Here is a 22,192-nt window from a genome sequence, read left to right as displayed (position 1 = left end):
TCACCCTAACCCCAACAGCTACTGCCCTTCAGCGGACTCCGGCTCAACGCGCAGGGGCCTGGCCGCTCCCGCAAGGAGCAGAGCCACCAGGATGGGTGCCATGATTGCCAGCAGTGCCGTATGGATGCCGGTCAGGTCGCCGAGGTAGCCGAGCAGCGGCGGTCCGGCCAGGAACGATATATACCCCAAAGTGGATACTACGGAGACACGGGCCGCTGAGTGCTTCGGATCATCGGACGCGGCCGACATGCCCATGGGGAAGGCCAGGGCGGCACCTATTCCCCACAGGGCGGCACCGACGCCGGCCAGCCAGATATTGGAAGCCAGCACGAAAAGACCCAGTCCTGCGGCCGCCGCGGCCATGCTGGCGCGCAGTACCGCTACCCGTCCATATTTGTCGATGACACGGCCCCCGAGGAACCGCATTGCCGTCATAGCCAGGACGAACAAAGCGAACATGAGGGCGCCGGTGGATTCGGAGGTGGCGAGCCCGTCCACCGAGGCCTTGGCGATCCAGTCGTTGCCGGCGCCTTCGGTAAGCGTGGCGCCGAGAACCACCACACCAATGAGCAGGGTCCTGCTGTCCCGCCAGGCGGACGGTCCCTTGGCTTGTTTCGGCTCCCCGTCCACAGGGGCAGTTGAGACGTGGGGGAGGAAGTAGCGCGGCACCGTTAGCGCCACCAGCACCACCACGGCTGCGATCACCAGGAGGTGCAATGGCAGGTCCACGCCGAGGGTTGACAGTCCCGCCCCCACCAGGGCGCCTACGAAGGCGCCGCCGCTGAAGGCTGCGTGGAACTGCGGCATGACGGTCCGCCGGAGCTTGTGCTCCACGTCAGCCCCTTCGATGTTTTGAGCTACATCCCAGAGGCCAATTCCAATGCCGAAGAAGAACAGTGACACGGCCGTTCCGGGAATGGATGTCGCCAGGAGTGACATGGCGATGCCCACGCCTGCGGCCGCGGCCAGGAGTCCGGCAAAGCGCACCGTGTTGGCCGTTCCAATCCTGCCCACCACCAGGCCGGCGGTGGGCAGCGCGAGCAGGGAGCCAACGGCCGTGCACAGCAGCAGGGTGCCCATTTGGCCGGAGGTGATTTGCAGCGTCTGGGTGACGGCGGGGATCCTGGCCGCCCAGCTGGCAAAGACAAGCCCGTTGATGCCGAAAACCACGAATGTTGCCACAGCGGCAGCCTTCAGGCCTGCCTGCTGTTCCGTACCGGTGTTGGTGCTCATACGCTCACTACTTCCACTGAGTATTTTTCGAGTTCGGCATTGTCCTGTGCGCTGAATTTCCGGTCGGTCACGATGACGTCCACCCGGGCCAGGCCGGCCACGAGCACCCTGGCGTGTGCCTGCCACTTTGCAGCGGAAGCGGCCACCACCACCCGTGCTGCGGATTCCAGACCGGCTGTCTTGACTGCCGCATCGTCAAGGTCGTGGGCCAGGAGGCCGTCCTTGAAGTCCACGGCACAGGGCGTGAGCACGGCGGTGTCAAAGCGGAGCGACCTGATGTTCGACTCGGCCAGGGGTCCGCGGAAGCAGAGTTCACCGGGCACCACGCTGCCCCCGGGCAAGAGCAGTGCCGGGCGTGCGCCGTCGGTGGCCCCGCTCCCGGCCGCTGCATTGAGGGCCTGAAGGGACATGGGCATCAGCGTCAGTTCCCTTCCGGCCAGGGCCCGGGCCACCGCAGTGGCCGTGCTTCCGCTGTCCAACCAGACGTGTTCGCGGTCAGCCAGGAGGCCGGCAACCGCAGCCGCGATACGCATCTTGCCGTCCTGCTCCTCCAGCTCGCGCTGTCCGTAGCCAGGGTTCTGCCCCTGCCCGATCAGGCTCCTGGCGCCCCCATGAATCCTTCTCAGCACGCCGTGGCCGGCCAGTACCTCGAGGTCGCGGCGGATGGTCGCACCGGAAGCCCCGCAGGCCTGCATGAGCTCCTCCACGCTTGCCTTTGACTGCCGCCGGAGGACCTCGGCTATGGCCCGGTGCCGCTCATCGGTCTTCATGATCAAATGCTATCAATCGATGATCAGTTGATCATTAAGTGATCATGCTTCAGCGGGCTCGCTCTACCCGCTGCTCGTCCCACACCGGTTCCGGAGATTCGTACACTTTCCCGTCCGAGCCAAACACCAGGAACCGGTCGAATGTCCGCGCAAACCAGCGGTCGTGGGTGACTGCCAGGACGGTCCCTTCGAAGTGGTCGATGGCGCGTTCCAGCGCCTCGGCCGAATGCAGGTCCAGGTTGTCCGTGGGCTCGTCCAGCAGGAGCAGCGTGGCACCGCTGAGCTGGAGGAGCAGGATTTGGAACCGCGCCTGCTGTCCGCCGGAGAGGGATTCATACTTCTGTTCCGACTGCCCCGCCAGGCCGTAGCCGTCCAGCGCGCCGGCGGCCGCCTCGCGGCCCAGTCCGGACCGGTGTTCGTCCCCGCGGTGCAGGATTTCCAGCAGCGTCTTGCCCAACAGGTCCGGACGGACATGGGTCTGGGCGAAGAAGCCGGGCCGGATCCGGGCACCGAGCTTCACGGTTCCCTCATGCGGCACCTCGGCGATCTCCACGTCCGAGACCGGCAGGTGTTCGCGTTCAGGGTCGGTGCCGCCCGTAGCCAGCAGCCGCAGGAAGTGCGACTTGCCCGAGCCGTTGGAGCCCAGGACGCCCACGCGGTCACCGAACCACACTTCGGTGGAGAACGGCTTCATCAGCCCGGTCAGCTCCAGCCGCTCAGCCACGATGGCCCGTTTGGCGGTCCGGCCGCCCTTGAGCCGCATCTGGACGTTCTGCTCGATGGGCAGCGCCTCGGGCGGACCGGCTTCGAGGAACTTGGCCAGCCTGGTCTGGGCTGCGTGGTAGCGGTTGGCCATGTCAGAGCGGAAGGCGGCCTTGTTCTTGTACATGTTGACGAGTTCCTTGAGCTTGATGTGCTCCTCGTCCCAGCGCTTGCGGAGTTCCTCGAAACGCGCGTTCCGGTCCGCGCGGGCCTCCACGTAGGAGCCGAAGCCGCCACCGTGGATCCAGGCCGCGGCGCCGTTGATTCCGGGTTCGAGGGTGACGATGCGGCCGGCAGCGTTGTTCAGCAGTTCCCGGTCGTGGCTGATGAAGAAGACCGTCTTCTTCGACTCATTCAGCTTTTCCTCGAGCCAGCGCTTGCCCGGGACATCCAGGTAGTTGTCCGGCTCATCCAGGAGCAGGAGGTCGTCCGGGCCGGCGAAGAGTGCTTCCAGCACCAGGCGTTTTTGCTCCCCGCCGGAAAGGGTCGACGCCGGGCGGTGCTGGGCGCGGTCAAAGGGGAGTCCCAGCGCGGCCATGCAGACCTCGTCCCAGACGGTTTCGACGTCGTAGCCCCCGGCATCGCCCCAGTCGACGATCGCCTGGGCGTACCGCATCTGGGTGGGTTCGTCGTCGTGCTCCATCATGGCCAGCTCAGCCTCGTCCACCTCGCGGGCAGCGGCCGCCAGGGCCGGGGGAGCGGCAGAGACCAGGAGGTCCCGGACGGTGGAGCCGTCCCGGACCTGGCCCACGAACTGGCGCATGATGCCCATGTTGCCGGAGCGGCCAATGACGCCTTCGTCCGGAACCAGGTCCCCCGCGATGATCCGGAACAAGGTTGTCTTGCCTGTCCCGTTGGGGCCGATCAGGGCGGTCTTGGTACCGTCCGGAACCTTGAAGGTCACCCCGTTCAGGAGCTGGGTGCCGTCGGAGAGGAAGTAGTCAATGCCGGAAACGTCAATATGGGCCACGCCGTCAATCCTCCCATGCCGTACCTAGCCGGCGGCGGTGAGGAACTGCTTCAGGAGCGGGCCGGAGGTGGTGGCGCCCAGGCCGCCGTCCTCGACGAAGACGGCCACGGACAGGTCGCCGTGGACGGCCACGATCCAGGCGTGGGTCTTGGGCGGATTCTCCGTGCCGAACTCGGCCGTTCCGGTCTTGGCTCCCACCGGAGCCCCGGGGACGCTCGAAAGGAAGCCTGCGTGTCCGGAGGTGACCACGGCGCGCATCATGTCGGCCAGCAAGGCCGCCTCCGCTGCGGTGATGGGCTTGTCCGACGCCGTGGAGGGCGCCTCGGCCGTGGCCGTCGCCGTCGCTTCGGCGGCTGGAGCAGTGGATCCCGCCGTTGTCCCGGCGGCGGGAGCGCCGGCGTCGGGGTTCAGGACAAGCTGCGCAGAGACCGGCGCACCCTTGGCGACGGACCCGGCCATGATCGCTGCTGCCAAAGGAGAGAGCAGAACCTTGCCCTGGCCGATCATGGAGGCTGCGTGTTCCGTGCCCTGGGCCTGGCCGGGAACGGATCCCAGGAACGCCTCCGCACCAAGTTTGGGTGCCTCGACCGCCACTCCCATGGACGTGGCAGCCGCTTCAAGCTGGCCCTGTGAAACCGCGTCGCGCTGCGAGATGAAGGCGGTGTTGCAGGAGTGCGCGAAGGCGTCCCGGAGCGTGACGGCGCCCAGGGAGGTCTCGGGATAGCCTTCGGAGTTCTTGAAGGTCCGTCCGTCCACTGCGAGCGTTGGGGTGCACTGGACGGTGGAATCAGGCGTCATTCCGTTGCGGAACATGGCCAGGGAATCCACCATCTTGAAAATGGAGCCCGGGGCGTACTGCCCCAGCATCGCGGTGTTGTAGCCGTTGCTGCCGGGTCCCGAGGCCGCTGCCAGCACGGCGCCCGTGGAGGGGCGCAGGGCCACTATTGCCGAGGCCGGGCCTACTTTTTCGAGGGTGGTTTCAGCCAGCGACTGCAGCCGGGGATCGAGCGTGGTCTTCAACGGCGTCCCGGGCTTGGGCGCCACCTGGAAAAGGACCCGCCGGGGATCGGTACCCGCTGACTGGATTTGTTCCCGGGTCAGGTCTGCCCGCTGCGCGCGGATCACGACGGCGTCTGATCCGCGCAGCTGTTCGTCATACTGCTGCTGGAGCCCGCCGATGCCCGTCACGTCGCCGGCGGTCAAGGCACCTTTCGACGCGTCGATTTGTTCTGCGGTGGCTTCGCCAACCGAGCCAAGCACTGCGCGGGCAAACGTCCTGCTCGGGGCCAGGGGGATTGATGCCGGGATGCCGCGGGCGCCCGGAATGGCCGCGATCTGTTCGTCTGAGATGGTGCGGCCCTCTTCACGCAGCGTGATGGCGGGAACGAAGGCCTGCGCCCCTGCCGCCTTGACCTGCTGCACGTACGCGGCGGGGTCGACTCCCACCAGTGCTGCCAGCTTTCCGGCGGAATCGGCGGGGTCTGCGGCGCCCAGCTGGGGCTTGTCGATGCCCACATTCACCACGGGACGGTAGGTCACCAGCGGGACGTCTCCGGCGCCAAGGATGTCGGCGCGCTGGGGGGACTGGGATCCCTTGGTCACAATCTCGCTGTCCGCGAGGCCTGGTGCCAGGATGGCCGGGTCCCAGACGGTGAGCCATTTGTCCCCGGACTTCTTGAAGTTGGCCCCGATGGTGTACTTCCACTCGGCATCGCCGAACTTCCAGGTGTAGTTCAAGGGCGCGGACGCCTTGTCTCCGTCCAGCGTCAGTGCACCGGCCTGGACCTCGGGCTTTTGCGGGTCCAGGGCGGCAAAGACCTGGTGCAGCTGGTCGTTGGCGGCGGCGGCGTCCTTGCCTTCGAAAGCCACAGACCCCACGTCCAGCGCCGAGACCGCGCCGGCAAGCTGTTGTGCCGCGGCTTCCGCCCCGGATTTTCCGTCATCGCAGGCCACCAGCGAAGTACCAAGGATGAGTCCAGCTATGGCAAGCGAAAGTTTTGTTGATTTCCCCATCGCGCCATTATCCCCCGGCCCGGGCGCTGGAAATGCCATTCCCGGCGCCTGCACCGGCCGTCACTGGTACCTCTAGGAAAGCCCCAGATCCGGGACCGGCAGTTTGAAAATGTCCTTGAGGGCGTACTTTGCCGCGTGCATCCCGGGCATTCCCGTGACCCCGGGGCCGGGAGGTGTGGACGACGAGCAGAGGTAGACACCCAGCAGCGGGGTCCGCCACGGGACGGGGGACACCACCGGCTTCTGGATAAGCCCGCGGACGTCCATCACACCGGCGCTGAAATCGCCCCCGATGTAGTTGCGGTTGTACTCAGCCAACTCCGCAGCGGTGATGACGTGCGATTCCACCACCAGGTCACGGATGCCCGGCGCGAACCGTTCCAGTTGGGCCACCACCTGGCTGGTCATGTCCTGTGTTGAGCCGGAGGGCACGTGGCAATAGGTCCACAGCGTGTGCCGGCCCGCCGGAGCGCGGCTGGAGTCGAAGCGGGAAGGCTGCGCCACCAGCACGTAGGGCCGTTCGGGATGGCGTCCGGAACTGACCTCGTTCTCCGAGCGGGCCAGTTCTGCACGCGTGCCGCCCACGTGCACCGTGCCGGCGTCGGAAAGCCCGGCGGCCTGCCACGGCACCGGCCCGGACAGGATGAAGTCCACCTTGCAGGAGCCGTTGCCGTAGCGGAAGCGCTCCAGGGCCCGTCGGTAGTGGGCGGGAAGGGCGTTGCCCGCCATGCCGAGCAGCCCTGCGGGCGCCACGTCCAGGAGGGTGGCGCGGGCGGCAGGAAGCTGTTCCAGCCGGTCGATTGGGGTTTCGGTGTGGATCACCCCGCCGTGGGCCCGGATGTCATCGGCAAGTGCTGCCGCGATGGACGCCGAGCCGCCGCGGGGGATGGGCCATCCGCCGGCGTGCCCCAGGGCGCCGAGCATGAGTCCGGCTCCGGAGGCTGCGAGGGAGGGCAAATGGGAGATGGCGTGCGCGGCCACGCCGCTGAGGAGGGCAGGGGCAAGGTCGTCCCGGAACCTGGCGTTCCACAGCCCGGTCCCCTGTTCCAGGGTCCGCAGTCCATAGATCCCCGCCACCAGGGGGTTCCGGGGGATCCGGAGGAGCTGGTTCTGGGTGAAGTCCATGACATCGTCGATATGCCGGACCAGCGGTTCCATGAGCCGCCGGTAGGCGGGGCCGTCCTGGCCCAGCTCCGATGCCGTCCTGTCCAGCGATTTGTAGGCCAGCGCCGCGCGGCCGCCGTCCAGCGGTGACCCGAAGGAAATTTCCGGAGTGACCAGGTCCACCCGCCGGGGCAGCTCGAAGGCACGGAAGAAAGGGGATGCAATAGCCATGGGATGCACCGCGGAGCAGACGTCATGGAAGTGCTCCGGCTGCATCAGCTCCGTGGTCCGGGTTCCACCGCCAATTTTGGCTGCAGCCTCGAAGACCTCCACTGAGAGCCCGGCCCGCGCCATGACCGCTGCCGCCGAAAGTCCGTTGGGACCGGAGCCTACTACCGCGACATCAGGCATGGGACCTTGCTTTCGGAGGAAGGAGCGGGGTGCCGGGCCGGAATGGGTGCAGCCGGAACCGGTCCGGCGCATTCGCGAATGGGCCGCCGTGCGGGTCATCCAGGTGGTGCCGGCGGATGGGGTCGTACGCGGGCTCGTAGATATCCCAGACCACCCGTGCCATGAGGTAGCCCACCGCGGCCATGTGCGCGGCTACGGCGAGGACGTAGTAGGGCATGTCCAGGTTGTGCTGGGAGGAACCGGCGCTGGTCACCTGACCAAGGTACATCCAGATCGCGGCCCAATGCAGGGCTTCGATGCCCTGCCACACCAGGAAGTCGCGCCACCGCGGCCTGGCCAGGGCCAGCAGGGGAATGAGCCACACGACGTACTGCGGCGAATAGACCTTGCTGGTCAGGATGAAGGCAGCCACAACCAGGAAGGCGAGTTGTGCCAGCCGTGGGCGGCGGCGTGCCGTCAGGGCAACAGCGGCAATCCCGGCGCAGGCCAGCACAAAGAGTCCAGTGGACAGAACGCTGACGCCGTCGGCACCAGGCCCGGACCAGCCCAGCCGTTCAGCCACAAGGTTGTACGCGAACCAGGCTGAGCTGTAACCGGCTCCCCGGTCGGCGCTGTACTGGAAGAAATAGGCCCAGCCGGAGGGGTTGGCGACAGCGAAAGGCAGATTGACCACCAACCATGTGGCAGCCGCGCTGCCGGCGGTTACCAGCAGGGGGCGCCATCTTCCGGTGCGTACCGCAAGCAGCAGGATGGCCCCCAGCACCAGGAGGGGATACACCTTGGTGGCTGTTGCCAGGCCGATCATCACTCCGGCGGGAACGAGGCGCTGCCGGGCAAAAAAGTACATTCCCAACGCGAGCAGGCACGCAGCCCACAGGTCCCAGTTGATGGTTCCGGCCAGCACGATTCCCGGTGCCACCGCCACCATGGCCGCGTCCCAGGGACGCCGGCCGGGCATGCGGGCCGTCACCAGCACGGTGAGGATGGCAACCGCCGCCAGCAGGACGGCGTTGATGTCGAAGTAGGCCAGAGCCTGGGCGTTGGTATCTCCACCCGGCACCAGCCAGGCTGTCAGCCCCGCGATCAAACCGATGAGCACCGGGTATTCAAACTGGCTGCCGCTGCCGAGGATGGGAAAGAGTCCCGCCGCCATGCCGCGGTTCCGGAACAGCTCCGGGAAGTCCGAATAGCAGGTGGCATAGAACTGTGTGGGCGTCGCCCACCCGTTGACCCTGCAGTAACCCTTCAGCAGGATCCCCAGCAGGGCCGCCAGCGCCGTGAGGACAATGAGCACCCGCTCCACGGTGAAGATGCCCGGTGTGACCACGCCGGGATCAGCCCTGGTCCCCAGCGGGCCCCCGATCACCTCCGTGAAATTCCGCAGCAGGGAATCACTGCGGCTGGGCACCACGATGCGGGGCCGTCGTGCATCCTCCGGCGGCTGGGTCTCGTGCATGGAATCGAGCTTACAGCCGGCCCCTTCCCCCAGGTTGGGGCCGGCTGTCAGCGCAGTCCGCCCAACTGCTGGTGCATCAGCACGAACACGTCGTTCCGGTGCTGTTCCAGCAGGGCACTGTTCAAGGAACTGCGGCGCTGCTGGGGCCGGGACAGGAGTCCCAGGATTCGTCGTATCAAGGGAGTCACCTCCTTTCTTTGATAATCAGGAATGAAAAAGGGCACCACGAATCCGCACCGTTTTATGGCAAAAAAGAGCATGCAAAAACGGTGCGGGAATTCCACAAAAGGAATCAGTGAAAATTGCACGAATCAGCGCAATTAGACAGGCCGGCGTGAAAGAGGCTGTTGGGGAACTGCAAAAGCCGAATGCCAGTTTCTCCGGGCAAGGACCGTTTGAAGGCAGTGCACGTGGCTACGCCAAGAACTGCTTCGGGGAGTCAGCGGGGAACCGCAACGGTCTGCTGCCGGGAGGAACTGGCCGGATACCGCAGCGGCAGTCCCGGCGGGGAAAGCTGGTGCCGGTTAGCGGCGCCGCAGCAGGCCTGGGAGGGCGACGGGCCCGCCCATGCCGGCATTGACCGGGGCAACGCGCGCGGAATCAGCAAAGGCCGGGAACGCATTGATGGGGGCATTCCATTCGCCAGTCAAAGTCATCATCATCCCAACCTCCTTTTCTGCTGTCCGCTGCGTGGATTGCGATGCGGTCTGGAGCCCAGGTGGATCACCGTGGGGTCAGGAATAAAGGTACCGCAGGATTCCGTGAATTGCCAGCAATTTCCCGGAAAAGGGTAAAACTTCCCGAAAAATAAGTTTTAGAGGCCCCAGCGGACAATAGCGGGTGTCTTCTTATCCCATCCCAGGGTGCAGACCTTGGCCGTCCCCAGGACAAAGTGCCGCCCCTCCGTGGGAGGCAATTCCAGCCAGCGGGCGGTCAATATCCGGGAGAAATGCCCATGTGCCACGATCAGCACGTTATCCATCCCGGATTCCAGGATCCGGCCAATGATCTTGTCCGCCCTCGCGGCCACCTCGTCCAGGGTCTCGCCGTTGGGCACGCCGTGGGTCCAGATCAGGTAATCGGGGTTGTCCTTGCGGATCAGGTCGGAGCTGATGCCTTCGTAGTCGCCGTAGTTCCATTCCACGGCCAGCGGCTCGTGCCGGGCATCGGGGAATCCAGCCAGCTCGGCGGTTCGCCGTGCGCGCCGCAACGGGGAGGTGAGCACCAGGTCGAAATCGACGCCGTCCAGCACCTTGCGGGCCTCCACGGCCTGCTGCTCACCTTCCACGGTCAGCGGGAGGTCGGTGAGGCCGGTGTACTGTCCGCTCTTGGACCATTCGGTCTCGCCGTGGCGGAGGATCCAGAGCTGGGGGCGCGGGGCTAGGGCGGGACTGGTCACTTGGACTCCTCAACGGGTGAAGGTTCGACGACGGCGGGAGAGGCTTCGGCCCCGGGTCCTGCAGGTACTGATTCAGGCTGTTCGGCCCACCAGCGGAGCAGGCGCGCCTCCGCCTCCCCGGCGGGCAGCGGACCGTGCTCCATCCGTTCATTCAGGAGGAACTTGTAGGCCCGGCCCACCACGGGGCCCGGCTTGAGGTCCAGCAGGGCCATGATCCGGGCACCGTCCAGGTCCGGGCGCACCGCGTCCAGGGACTCCTGCTCACGCAGGGCTGCGATCCGTGACTCAAGGTCGTCGTAGGCAAAGGCCAGGCGTTCGGCCTTCCGCTGGTTCCTGGTGGTGACGTCGGAGCGGGTAAGCCGGTGCAGCCGCTCCAGCAGTGGCCCGGCGTCCGTGACGTAGCGGCGGACGGCGGAGTCGCTCCAGCCGGCGTCGCCGTACCCATAGAAGCGCATATGGAGCTCCACCAGCCGAGCTACGGCCTTGGTGGTGTCATTATCGAACCGCAACGCCTTCATGCGCTTGCTGGTGAGCTTGGCCCCCACCATGTCGTGGTGCCGGAAGCTCACCGCGCCGCCCGGTTCAAAACGGCGCGTAGCCGGCTTCCCGACGTCGTGCATCAAGGCTGCAAAGCGCAGCACGAAGTCCGGCCCGGGCACGGGCCCATCCGCGTCCGTTTCAAGCTCGGCTGCCTGTTCCAGGACCTGCAGGGAGTGCTGGTACACGTCCTTGTGCCGGTGGTGCTCGTCGGACTCGAGGCGGAGGGCGGACACCTCGGGCAGCACATGCTCGGCCAGCCCCGTGTCCACCAGGAGGTCGATACCTGTCCGCGGCCGGGCCCCGCAGACCAGCTTGACCAGTTCGTCCCGCACGCGCTCCGCGGAAATGATCTTGATCCGGTCGGCCATGCCCGTCATGGCATCCCGGACGTCATCGTGGACCGAGACCCCCAGTTGGGCGGCGAAGCGTGCGGCGCGCATCATCCGCAAGGGGTCGTCGGAGAAGGACGCTTCCGGCGCTCCCGGCGTGGCCAGCACGGAGGCGTGGAGGTCGCGGACACCTCCGAAGGGGTCCACCAGCTCCATGGAGGGCAGCTTCAGCGCCATGGCGTTGATGGTGAAGTCCCGCCGCAGCAGGTCATCCGTCAGGGAGGAACCGAACGCCACCACCGGCTTGCGGGAATCAGGATCGTAGGCCTCGGCCCGGTAGGTGGTGATCTCGATCTGGAAACCGGCCTTGCGCATGCCGATGGTGCCGAAAGCCCGGCCTATCTCCCAAAAGTTGTCCGCCCATTTCTTGACCAGGGCCACGGTCTGGTCCGGGGTGGCATCAGTGGTGAAGTCGAGGTCGGGGGAGGTCCGGCCAAGGAACAGGTCGCGCACGGGACCGCCCACCAGGGACAATTCGTGGCCGGCGTCCACGAAGCGCTGTCCGAGCTCCAGGACCACCGGGGGCACCTTGAAGTCGACAGTTTGGGAATCAATCTTGTGATGTGCGTGCGCCATAGTTCCTTAAGCTTGGCAGAAACCAGCGCCTTGGCAGTCCAAAAAAGCGTCACGATCCGCGCTGATTCGTGTTCCCCTCCGGAAAGTGCGTCATATCCCGTCCATGTTGGTGTCATGTTCCGGTCATCACGGGAGGGCAACAGTCGTTAGAGTGGACTCCATGGCCCATCCAGTACCGAGCGCTCCAGGCAGGAGGACAAACGCACCATTGCCGTCGGCAATCGGTGCGCACGTTGCCCCTGCCCAGCAGTCGGCACCGGCATCGCTGCCCACGGTTGAGGAAGTGTCAGCCGGCGGCGTTGTGGTGGACACGTCCGACGCCGAATTGAGGGTGGCGATTATCGCCCGCCTTAACAGGGGTGGACGCCTCGAGTGGTGCCTGCCCAAGGGCCATCCGGAGGGCAAGGAAAACAACGAAGAGGCCGCCGTCCGGGAAATCGCCGAGGAAACCGGCATCGAGGGCATCATCCTGGCACCGCTGGGCAGCATCGACTACTGGTTCACCGTCAGCGGCCACCGGGTCCACAAGACCGTGCACCATTACCTGCTGCGTGCCACGGGCGGCGAGCTGACGATCGAAAACGATCCCGACCAGGAAGCCGTGGACGTGGCCTGGGTGCCCATCCAGGAGCTGGCCCGGAAGCTGTCCTTCCCCAACGAACGCCGCATCGCCGACCTCGCCCGCGAGGTCCTGCCCGGACACCTTTAAGCCCGGACGCCGCCGTCGCCATTGCGGTGTTAAGTGCGCGCGGGTGAGACGATGAAGTCGATGTCAGCTACCAACTTTCCTTCCGACCGGTCCGGCCGGCCCGATGACGCCGCGCCCGACGGCGTGCCCCCTGAGCCGGCGGCACCGGACCTTGCGGAGCCTGCAGCGGCAGGCGTCAGCGAGACCCGGTCCAGCGCCATCATGGCTGCCGGGACGCTCGTGTCACGTTTCCTGGGCTTCGCCAAGACCTGGATGCTCGGCACCGCCCTGGGCCTGGGTTCAACGGTCAATGACACGTTCATCAATGCCAACAACCTGCCCAACCTGATCTTCCTCCTGGTGGCCGGCGGCGTGTTCAATGCCGTGCTGGTCCCGCAGATCATCAAGGCCAGCAAGGCTCCGGACAGGGGAGCGGACTACATCAGCCGGCTGCTGACGCTGGCTGTCCTGCTCCTCTTCGGCCTGACAGCGCTGGTTACGCTGGCGGCGCCGGGGGTCATCGAACTGACCACGCAGGGGTATTCGCCACAGCAGAAGGCCCTCGCTGTCACCTTTGCGTTCTGGTGCCTGCCGCAGATCTTCTTCTACGGCCTCTACGCCCTGCTCACCCAGGTCCTGAACGCCAACGGCGCGTTCGGCCCAGCCATGTGGGCGCCCATCCTGAACAACGTGGTGGCCATCGCCGGCCTGGGGATGTTCATCTGGATCTTCGGCACCAACGACGTCAATACCCACACCCTGGACAACTGGGGTTCCACCCAGACGCTGTTGGTGGCCGGGTTCTCCACCATTGGCGTGCTGTCGCAGACGGCCATCCTGCTGGTGCCGGTCTTCCGGTTGAAGCTCGGACTCCGCCCCAGGTTCGGCTGGCGCGGCGTGGGACTTGGCCACGCCGCAAAGCTGAGCGTGTGGACGCTGCTTACCGCCGCCGTCGGGCAGCTGGCCTTCCTGTATGTCATGCGTATCGCCACCATTCCCGGCGCGGAACGCATCCGGCTGCAGGAAGCGGGGGACCCGGCCGCGTCCACCCTGCCCGGCAACGCCGTCCTTGAAGTGGCCAGCCAGCTGTACCTGCTGCCGCACTCGATCATCGCGCTGTCCCTGGCCACTGTGCTGTTCAACCGCATGACCCGCGCCTCCCAGGAGGGCAACCGGGCCGAACTGCGGGATGCGCTCTCGCATGGGCTGCGGACCATGGCCGTCGCCACCGTCTTTGGTGCGCTGGCGCTGTTTGCGCTGGCAGGTCCGCTGGGCATGTTCTTCTCAGGCGGCAAGGTGCAGGACGGCGTCATGCTGGCCCAGACGCTGACCATCCTCGCCCTCAGCACCCCGTTCATGAGCGCCAACTTCATGATGTCCCGCGTCTTCTACGCCAACGAGGACGCCCGCACCCCGTTCTACGTGCAGCTGCTCCTGGCAGTGGTTTATGTGGCCGGTGCGTTCGCCATCCAGTTCCTGCCGGTGGGCCAGATCATCTATGCCATCGCCGTCCTCTACATGGTGGGCAACATCCTCTCCGTGGTCATCAGCGCATTCTTCCTGCGCCGCATGCTGGGGCACCTCGATGGTGCGCGGATCGCCAACTCGTACATCCGCATGGGGTACGCGGCCCTGGGCTCGGCCATTGCCGGCGCAGGTGCCCTGTGGCTCATGGGCAGCTACAACGCGGACGGATTCGCGTGGAGCGGCCGCCTCCAGGCACTCGTGACGCTCGCCGTCGTCGGACCGGTCATGCTGGCCGTGTACTTCCTGCTCCTCCGGGTGTTCCGTGTCTCTGAACTCAGCGACATGCTGCGGCCCCTGCTGGGACGGATCGGCCGGGGCGGCCCAGCCGCTGCTCCGGAAGCCGGGGACGCGCCGTCGCCCTCTCCTTCCGAGGGATCCTCCACTGACCGCGGGAACCACCCAGAGCGTGCCACCACCTCCGTGGACACCGGCCTCATTCCCCGGATTTCCGGCGAGTTCGACGCCGTCTCCTTCCGTGCGGGCCCGGACCCCCAGCGTGGGGCCCGCCGCCCGGAATCGTACGACGCCGGCGCGCGGCAGGGTGCCGAAGGCGCCTACCTGCCGGGTGAGGACCAGCCCAGCACGGCCCGTGGAGGACTGCTCAGCGAACAGATTCCGCTTCCCGGCCGCCGTACCTACCAGGGGAAGGCCGGCGAGAACCCGTTTTTCAGCAGCCGGCGCAAGCGTAAAAAGTAAATCCCGTGCGCTGCGGCGCCCGTCTTCTCCGCAGCCGCCGGGAGCGGATCGGCTAGGATCGAACAGGTACAGGGGTAGTTGCATTCAGGGCAGGCCGTGCGACGCGGGCACCTGAAGGGCGGTTGCGTCATCGAGGCCGGCAATCCCGGACAGTCTAGGAGGAACACGTGTCCAACCCGATCGATGTCGGATCAGTACTGGGCGGCCGCTACAAGGTCACCGCCACAGTGTTGGCCTCGCACGACCACGATCTGGTGCTGGATGGTGTGGACCAGGTCCTCAACCGCCCGGTCAGCATCCTGGTTGCCGGACCGGAGAACACCGAGCAGGTTGCGCAGAGCGCCCGCGAAGTGGCCACCGGCGAACGTCCCGGAACGGTGCAGGTCCTGGACCTCGGCGTGACCGAGGACGCCACCTACCTCATTACCAACCACACGTCGGCCGCCGACCTCCTGGACCTGGTGGTGGCCCCCAATCCTCCCTACGTGGAGCCGTTCTTCACGGACACCCTGGGCAGCGAAATCTTCGGACAGGCGCGGTCGCACGAGCCCGAACCATACGACGAGGAAGACCACGTCGAGGCGGGCTACATCAGCTACGCCGACTCTCACCCCAACCAGGTTGATCCCTACCGCTCTGCCCCGGACCGGCCTGCTCCTGCCCGGTCGGCTCCTGCCGTCCCGCCCAGGCCTCCGGTCCGGCCCGCCGCCCAGCAGCCGGCTTCCACCGGCCGCACTGGCGCCGGTGCGGGAGCTGCCGCGGCAGCTGCTGGTGCCGCTGTATCAGGTGCCGCGGCTGCTAGTGCCGCGGCCCCCGCGTCGAAGACGGGGACTGGCTCCTCTCGGACTGATCCCAATGCCACCGCCGCGCAGCCTGTTGCGCAGAATGCTGCAACCTCGTCGGAGCGTTCAGTCTCCGCAGAGGCGGATACGGGCCCGAACGATACCGCTGCTGTGGCCCACACTGCGGCAGGTGCCCAGCCTTCCACCGGGGAACGCAAGCCCAAGGTGTCCCTCTGGTCCAACGACGACTACGCCCAGGCGGGGGACCAGGACCCCTACGAGGACACAGACGATGCTCCGGAGGAACCCCGCCCGGTCAGGAGCAAGTCGGCGCTCTTCGCCCGCGCCGCAGCACCCGCCGCCGCCGATGTGTCGTTTGCTGACCGGGACGACTACGACGATGACCGTGATGAGTCTGAAAACCAGCCCCGGTCGATGCGCTGGCTCGTTGGGGGCCTGCTGGCTGTAGTGCTGATCGCCGGCCTGATCTTCGCCGTGACCAACCTGGGAAGCCTCTTCACGTCGGAGCCGCAGGCCAAGCCGACGGCTGCTCCTGTTACCAGTGGCGCCCCGCAGAACTCTGCACCGGCAACGCAGGCAGCCCCGTCCGCGCCGCCGGTGGTCCCGCCGGCCATCGAAAGTGTCACCCGCCAGGGGAACTTCGATTTCGCCGCGACCTTCGACGGAGACCTGGTCAAGGCATATGACGGCAACGCCGCCAGCTACTGGTCGGACATGGAGTTCGCCACTGAGAACTGGGGTGGCCTGGCTCCCCAGGGCGTCCCGCTGGTTGTGAAGTTGAAGGGCACTGCCACCATCTCTTCCATCACGCTCTCCCAGCTCGGGGGATCGGGCGGCAACATCACCGTTTACACCAACGACAAGCCTTCCATGGACGGCGCCAAGGCAGTCGGGACGAACAGCTTCACGTCCACTGACCTGAACATGCCCCTCCCGGAACCCGTCCAGGCGCAGTACGTCATCGTATCGATCAATGCACTGCCCAAACTTGCGGCGCCCAAGACCCGGTACGGCTACGGTCTCCGGCTCGCCGAAATCAAGGTCCAGTAGCCCTTAGTCGCAATAGTGCACCCCTGCTGCTGGAATCCATTCCCCAGCAGCAGGGAATGTAGTCTACAAAGAGCGCCCTGCGACGGCTGGACCTCTGTCTCCTGCGATGGCCCACGGTGTCCGGGCGCTGGAATATTCAGCACCCGGACACAGTTGTGCCATGTGGCCGGCCTCCACCGGGAGGCGAGTCGAACAAGGAAGAGGTTCACGGTCCAGTGACCATCGAAGAGAAGACGGCGTCGGACGTTCGCGACGTCATTATTGTGGGCTCAGGTCCGGCGGGCTACACGGCCGCCGTCTACACAGCCAGGGCAAACCTCAAGCCTTTGCTGCTGGCTGGTTCGGTAACCGCCGGCGGCGAACTGATGAACACCACGGACGTGGAGAATTATCCTGGGTTCCCGGAAGGCATCATGGGCCCGGACCTGATGGAAAACTTCGAGAAGCAGGCGGCACGGTTCGGGACGGAGATCCAGTTCGAGGATGTAACTGCCCTTGAGCTCGACGGCCCCGTCAAGACGGTCACCATCGCTACGGGGGAGACCTTCAAGGCAAAGGCTGTCATCCTCGCCACCGGCTCTGCGTACCGGGAATTGGGCCTGCCCAATGAGAAGCGGCTCTCGGGCCACGGTGTGAGCTGGTGCGCAACCTGTGACGGTTTCTTCTTCAAGGATCAGGACATCGCTGTCATCGGCGGCGGCGACTCCGCCATGGAAGAGGCGCTGTTCCTCACCAAGTTCGCGAAATCAGTAACGGTTGTCCACCGCCGTGACTCGCTGAAGGCATCGAAAATCATGGCCGACCGCGCACTCGCCCACGAAAAGATCAACTTCGTCTGGAACAGCACCGTCGATGACGTCCTGGGAACCGAGAAGGTGACCGGTCTTCGGCTGAAGAACCTTCTGGACGGCTCCCTGTCCGATCTTCCCGTCACCGGTGTATTTGTCGCCATCGGCAATGACCCCCGCACTGACCTCGTCAAGGGCGTTCTGGATCTGACCCCGGAGGGAACCATTGCCGTGGACGGGAGGAGCTCCCGCACCAGTCTCCCGGGTGTCTTCGCTGCCGGTGACGTTGTGGATCCCACCTACCGCCAGGCGATTACCGCCTCGGGTTCGGGATGTGTTGCGGCCATCGATGTTGAGCACTACCTGGCAGACCTGCCCGCATAATCTGCGCCACTGTTATTCGAAGAGAAAGATAAGGTTATGAGCAACGCAAAAGATGTGACTGACGCAAGTTTCGGCACCGATGTCCTGTCCGCCGATAAGCCGGTAATTGTTGATTTCTGGGCCGAATGGTGCGGTCCCTGCCGCAAGCTCGGACCAATTCTGGATGAAATTGCAGTGGAATACGGCGAAAAGGTTGACGTCGTCAAGGTCAACGTCGACGACAACCCCGCCATTGCTGCCCAGTACGGAATCACTTCCATTCCGGCCGTCTACCTATTCCAGGGCGGCGAAGTGAAGAACACTGTTATCGGTGCCAAGCCGAAGCAGTTCTTCGAGAAGGAATTCTCTGACGTTCTGTCCTAGTATCGGGGGACCCTGCGGGTTTAGCCGGGGTCTAACGGAAAGTGGCCATCGCCTTCGGGTGGTGGCCACTTTTTTGCCTGTGCTCCGGAGATCTGGGGCTCTGGAGTCATGGTGGTAGACATGAGACGTGTGTGCAGGTGTGCGGATGGTCCGAAGCCTGCGCCTGGGTGCCCGTTGCCGGTACGTTTCACGTGAAACACGACCGGCCCGGAACGCGTCTCTGCCAACCGTGCCGATTCACTACCATCGAGCCACCTGGCCTATGCCGGGCAGTGTTGATCATAAGCAGCCTGTCATATGTCAGCTACCGATATTTTTTTGATTGAGCAACACATTCTGGCAGTGGCAGCAGCATGCCAGGCGAATCGACGACGGGAAGAAATCGACGACGGGAAGATTCATAAGGTACCTTTGCGAGGCGTTGAGGCCCCGAGGTCTGGGGAGCCCGCAGCGTAGAGCACTCAGCACCGTCAAAGGCCGCCGAAACGTCTTTACCGATGAGCCTGGGACAACGTTTAGACCCCTGTTTCACGTGAAACATGCACACAGTGCCCACATCTAGCCCTCTAGATCGGGGCGGGCAAACCTCTACGCTCCTGAGTACGTCACCATTCAGCGGAAGCAGCCTACGGGAAGGCTCCACCTGCGGGCGGATCGGCCGGAACAGAGTTGGCCTACATTCGACAGGTGAGCGCCTGGTCGTCCGGATGCAAATATCCATTGTCCAGCGTGCTTCCTGCGCCATTGCAGAAAGCAGGTACCCGCATCGGAGACGCATATATCAGAGTCGAAGGTATAGGGACCTGGATGCTGGCCTTCTGCGTCGGCTACAGGACGAGCGCCGAGCAGGGAACCCGCAGCCGCCTACATCCATGTTGGATGTGGCTGGACAGCACGTGCACAGGCGGGCGAACCTGGTAGCTTGGGCGCGCGTGTTTTGGGGTTGCGTACAAAAGATGCTGCAGCACACCATCGCGACGATAGGTCACCATAGTTTGACGATCACCGTGCGTATAGCGGGTACCAAAAGCGTCTACCGGGTACAAGACGCTTAGCCGCACGGATCCGTAGAGGTTGGCGCGGCGCGGGGGATGAATGCGGGCGACTCAGTAACGCGCGCGCCAGCCTGGGCCACGCTTGGGGGTATGGCGTGGCCACCATTGAAGCGTGGTGAACGATCTGAAAGCCCACGTGCCCTTCGGTGGACGCCCGATGTCCACTCACAGATTCAGAAGCAACTCAATCACGCTTTTAGGAACTCCGACGGACTCTCGCCTGCCATCCAGCTACTCCTGAGCTGTTTCACGTGAAACAATCCCTGGCGACGGCCGGCATGTTTCACGTGAAACATGCCGGCCCAGAATACTGAGAGCGCAGCTATGTGGCGGGTCGAATATGGACTCTGCGGCTGCTTCGTCATTCTACTCGAGAGAGAGAGGGGGACCGCGCCGACATTCGGGAGAGGGCAGCGATTGGTATCGCAGCCGACGGGCGGAACAGTTGACGTTCCGGATAACAGGGAACCGCCGCTATCCAGCTGGCAGCTGGCCTGTATCCGGTGGCCCGGGTACGGTGGTCGGTGTGGAAGGATGGAGCGCCCGCAGCCTCTGGAGGCTAGGGCCCACGAAGCGCGTGTCATATTCAAATAGGAACGCCATCATAGCGGGTCCTGGGCTCCGGAACGTCGGCTCCTCGCGCTTGAGTGTCCGCCACTGGAATCTGCTGTCCTATGCAAGGTTACAGGAGGCACGAGTGAGGCTTGCCCCCGCCCTGAACATGCATCCAATGTAGGCACATATGTTGCCGCTCGAAGCACTCAGCTCAGACCGTTGTGCCTCTCAGGGCCACACTAGGGCCAAGCGGACTTACGGACTGCCCGCGAAAGACAGCGCTGAATACTGCAGCTGTCCGCTGACTCCGTCACTGGCACCATACCCACAAGCGGCAAGGGACTGTGATCTTATCCACACTTTTATCCACAACATAGCGACTCAGTAATCCACACACTTATCCACAGGCTAGCGGCGCTTCCGAGTCTGCGTCCGCTGGAGCTATCGTGGGACCCGTGGCCGGCATGCCCCATACTGAGGTCTTGTCGTGTGAGCCCTCCGACGTGACACGCTATCCGTGGGGCCCCTAGCCACGCATCCAAGGGTAGCTCCGTAACCAATTTGAGTAGTCTATACATCGTCGGCGCGCGAGTATGGTGAACCCCAGCTGTTTCACGTGAAACATCCGCGAACACATGCGGCGTTATTGGTTCCACGGCCCTAGTCGCGCGGTTTTGACCGACTCTTTGCGGCACTCCCGGGGGTGAGTCCCGGTGCAATGCTGGCGCGTGATATCCCCAACGTTATCCACAGGGATATCCACCGGGCATTTGCCCTTCTCGTTAGGGCAGGAGCAGATTCTGCTGCCCTGGCCCGGGCGCCCAGAAACGGGGGTGCTGCCTGGAAGACTCCCGCCCGCTGGTGACTCCAGTCGGAGACAGGTCCTTCCCAGGCGACGGGCAGGAACTCATACGCAGACAGGGGGACTGCACGTCTGCAGGGGCCGCCCGCCTACCCGCGCGCGCGGCTGGACTGCTGCAGGCTCACAACCGGCAACCAGCTGTACAGCATCCCAAGAACTGCAGGACGCCTCGGGGGAGGACCAACGCGTGACAGGAGATGGAACCGTCCGACTGGACCGGTAACACGAGTAGCGGCTCTCCCCAGATGTCAGGCCCGGAGGCTCAGCAGTACGTAGCCGGTCACTTAGAGAGCGCGACATTCCCTCCGTAGCGGGCTACGTTCCTGAGCGTAGTGCCGAAGTGCCAACAGCACCGACGACGTGCACCAGTCGGTCAAATTAATGTCGCAGACTACAGAACAACGCCATAGAGAGGACGGCAAAAAAGAGACCGAGCCCAAAGTATGGGGCTTCCTACCTGCCGGCGCTCAGCATACCGGGAAGTGCCACATGACCGAGAGCTCCAAGGTGAGTCGAACCCTCAGCGCCTCAGCGCGGCCACGCAGCAACGCAGCCACGCAGCAACGCAGCAACGCAGCAACGCAGCAACGCAGCAACGCAGATAACCCTACGTCGCCGCGGCACGGCTGGGAGCCCAGACAGTCACCGGGACCACCGCGTGTAGAGGCATGGCTATTGTCGCCCCCGGCCGATACTAGGTGCCTCGGTTCTGAGACTAACCGGCTAGCAAGTCTCCATTACTCGGAGGACTGCAGTCGCGCTGACGCCCCTTGACGCCTGATGGGTCTTTGTAGGCGGGGGAGTCCGCAGCACTGCCCGCTCTCTGCCTTAGTTACTAATAGCTAGTTGTCTCTCCTAGCGAAACGCCTGCACCGCTTGTTTCACGTGAAACGCTCGCAAGCCCTAGAATCGGGGTTTCGGCGGTATTGACGCACAGGCGCCACGACCCGGTAGGGATGCATCTGATTGTCTACTTCAGACGTGGACATCTGAGGTGGGTCCTCGTCGGTGCATGGCAGATGAGGTTTGCCGAGCCTCTTGAGGCCACCCCGCGCCCGGCCGCCAGTATCGGGCGGCATCCGCCCACGGTATAACGCAATGCAGTGCAAGGTTTCACGTGAAACGTCCACGCTCACCACGGGTCACTGTATGTTTCACGTGAAACCGGCACACGGTCCGGCCAGCATAAGCTCTTCCCTCAAACGTCCCCGTCTCTTGGCCGAGCGAAAGTTCCACACATCGGCGTCGTGTTCCCACAGGATCGGCAAAAGCTGGGTTCCAGCGGATACGCCGAGTAGACCGTCCGTAAACTACGAAAGCGGATTACGGCGCAGCACACGCTGCCTCGCCGGGGGCGAGGCACACGCCGAGGCGGCTGGTAGTGGCAGAAGATAACGCATACTGACGCCACTGATTGCGGGGGACTCCTTCGGTGTTGTGGCCGCATCAGCGCACGGCTCATGGGCCGCCACGGCGCTCATCCCGCTCATTCCCGTATGCAGTACGGATCAACAGGGGATGACAAGTGCAGCGCACCAGGAGACAGCGTCTAAAGACGGCTGTAGGCGCTAACTCACGGAATGAGCGCACCACAGACCATGTCCTGCCGCGGAGTGGCGTGTACTTGGGAGATCGCGGCCTGTGACTACATCCGCTCAAGTCGCCGCCGAACGTCGCCGCTTCTCCTAAGCAACTGCAATGTCCGTGGTACAACGCACTTTTCACCTACTACTGGGCGGCAAAAGGGCCCACAGTGTCGCTCTTTATATGACAATCGCCCCGTATTTGGGGGTGCGAG

Annotated in this window: 15 protein-coding genes; 5 read left to right on the top strand and 10 right to left on the bottom strand. The window is 64.7% G+C overall.

The features are described 5' to 3' along the window. Positions 1-18: 18 nt before the first annotated feature. From BACI349Y_RS00315 to BACI349Y_RS00275, 10 genes are all read right to left on the bottom strand, one after another. The gene (locus tag BACI349Y_RS00315) at positions 19-1,233 is read right to left on the bottom strand and encodes an MFS transporter (RefSeq protein ID WP_159629439.1); all 1,215 of its coding nucleotides are present in this window, start codon (positions 1,231-1,233) and stop codon (positions 19-21) included. Then, positions 1,230-2,003 (bottom strand): DeoR/GlpR family DNA-binding transcription regulator, encoded by a 774-nt coding sequence (locus tag BACI349Y_RS00310; RefSeq protein ID WP_159629437.1) that lies wholly within the window; start codon positions 2,001-2,003, stop codon positions 1,230-1,232. Before BACI349Y_RS00310 ends, BACI349Y_RS00315 begins: the two co-directional genes overlap by 4 nt. Before the next feature lie 49 nt (positions 2,004-2,052). After that, on the bottom strand, positions 2,053-3,735 hold the full coding sequence (locus BACI349Y_RS00305; RefSeq protein ID WP_159629435.1) for an ABC-F family ATP-binding cassette domain-containing protein: 1,683 nt from the start codon (positions 3,733-3,735) through the stop codon (positions 2,053-2,055). Between the two features lie 24 nt (positions 3,736-3,759). Further along, complete coding sequence (locus BACI349Y_RS00300; protein ID WP_159629422.1) at positions 3,760-5,748, bottom strand: penicillin-binding transpeptidase domain-containing protein; 1,989 nt, start codon at positions 5,746-5,748, stop codon at positions 3,760-3,762. Between the two features lie 72 nt (positions 5,749-5,820). After that, the gene (locus BACI349Y_RS00295) at positions 5,821-7,263 is read right to left on the bottom strand and encodes a phytoene desaturase family protein (protein WP_159629420.1); all 1,443 of its coding nucleotides are present in this window, start codon (positions 7,261-7,263) and stop codon (positions 5,821-5,823) included. Beyond that, complete coding sequence (locus BACI349Y_RS00290; protein ID WP_159629418.1) at positions 7,256-8,719, bottom strand: glycosyltransferase family 87 protein; 1,464 nt, start codon at positions 8,717-8,719, stop codon at positions 7,256-7,258. The genes BACI349Y_RS00295 and BACI349Y_RS00290 overlap by 8 nt, the downstream gene beginning before the upstream one ends. Before the next feature lie 47 nt (positions 8,720-8,766). After that, on the bottom strand, positions 8,767-8,907 hold the full coding sequence (locus BACI349Y_RS00285; RefSeq protein WP_159629416.1) for a hypothetical protein: 141 nt from the start codon (positions 8,905-8,907) through the stop codon (positions 8,767-8,769). Positions 8,908-9,243: 336 nt separating this feature from the next. Beyond that, the gene (locus BACI349Y_RS20195; RefSeq protein WP_236560666.1) at positions 9,244-9,381 is read right to left on the bottom strand and encodes a hypothetical protein; all 138 of its coding nucleotides are present in this window, start codon (positions 9,379-9,381) and stop codon (positions 9,244-9,246) included. A gap of 152 nt (positions 9,382-9,533) precedes the next feature. Continuing rightward, on the bottom strand, positions 9,534-10,118 hold the full coding sequence (locus BACI349Y_RS00280; protein ID WP_159629414.1) for a histidine phosphatase family protein: 585 nt from the start codon (positions 10,116-10,118) through the stop codon (positions 9,534-9,536). Further along, the gene (locus BACI349Y_RS00275) at positions 10,115-11,623 is read right to left on the bottom strand and encodes a CCA tRNA nucleotidyltransferase (protein WP_159629412.1); all 1,509 of its coding nucleotides are present in this window, start codon (positions 11,621-11,623) and stop codon (positions 10,115-10,117) included. The genes BACI349Y_RS00280 and BACI349Y_RS00275 overlap by 4 nt, the downstream gene beginning before the upstream one ends. Positions 11,624-11,831: 208 nt before the next feature. Between BACI349Y_RS00275 and BACI349Y_RS00270 the strand changes: the two genes are divergently transcribed. The 5 genes from BACI349Y_RS00270 (at position 11,832) to trxA (ending at position 17,922) form a co-directional block, all read left to right on the top strand. Further along, positions 11,832-12,332: an NUDIX hydrolase gene (locus BACI349Y_RS00270; RefSeq protein WP_159629410.1), complete on the top strand. Its 501-nt coding sequence runs from the start codon at positions 11,832-11,834 to the stop codon at positions 12,330-12,332. 60 nt (positions 12,333-12,392) lie between these two features. After that, on the top strand, positions 12,393-14,534 hold the full coding sequence (gene murJ, locus BACI349Y_RS00265) for a murein biosynthesis integral membrane protein MurJ (RefSeq protein ID WP_159629408.1): 2,142 nt from the start codon (positions 12,393-12,395) through the stop codon (positions 14,532-14,534). A gap of 167 nt (positions 14,535-14,701) precedes the next feature. After that, complete coding sequence (locus BACI349Y_RS00260; RefSeq protein ID WP_201302366.1) at positions 14,702-16,387, top strand: discoidin domain-containing protein; 1,686 nt, start codon at positions 14,702-14,704, stop codon at positions 16,385-16,387. Between the two features lie 215 nt (positions 16,388-16,602). Further along, positions 16,603-17,559: a thioredoxin-disulfide reductase gene (gene trxB / locus BACI349Y_RS00255; protein WP_159629400.1), complete on the top strand. Its 957-nt coding sequence runs from the start codon at positions 16,603-16,605 to the stop codon at positions 17,557-17,559. A 36-nt stretch (positions 17,560-17,595) separates the two neighbouring features. After that, entirely contained in the window at positions 17,596-17,922 is a 327-nt protein-coding gene (gene trxA, locus BACI349Y_RS00250; protein WP_159629398.1) for a thioredoxin, read from the top strand. Positions 17,923-22,192: the final 4,270 nt, after the last annotated feature.

This window comes from Arthrobacter sp. 8AJ (assembly GCF_902506025.1).
Taxonomy (GTDB): Bacteria; Actinomycetota; Actinomycetes; order Actinomycetales; family Micrococcaceae; genus Arthrobacter.
The sequence above is the reverse complement of the archived record's forward strand: the minus strand, read 5'-3'. Positions and strand labels throughout refer to the sequence as shown.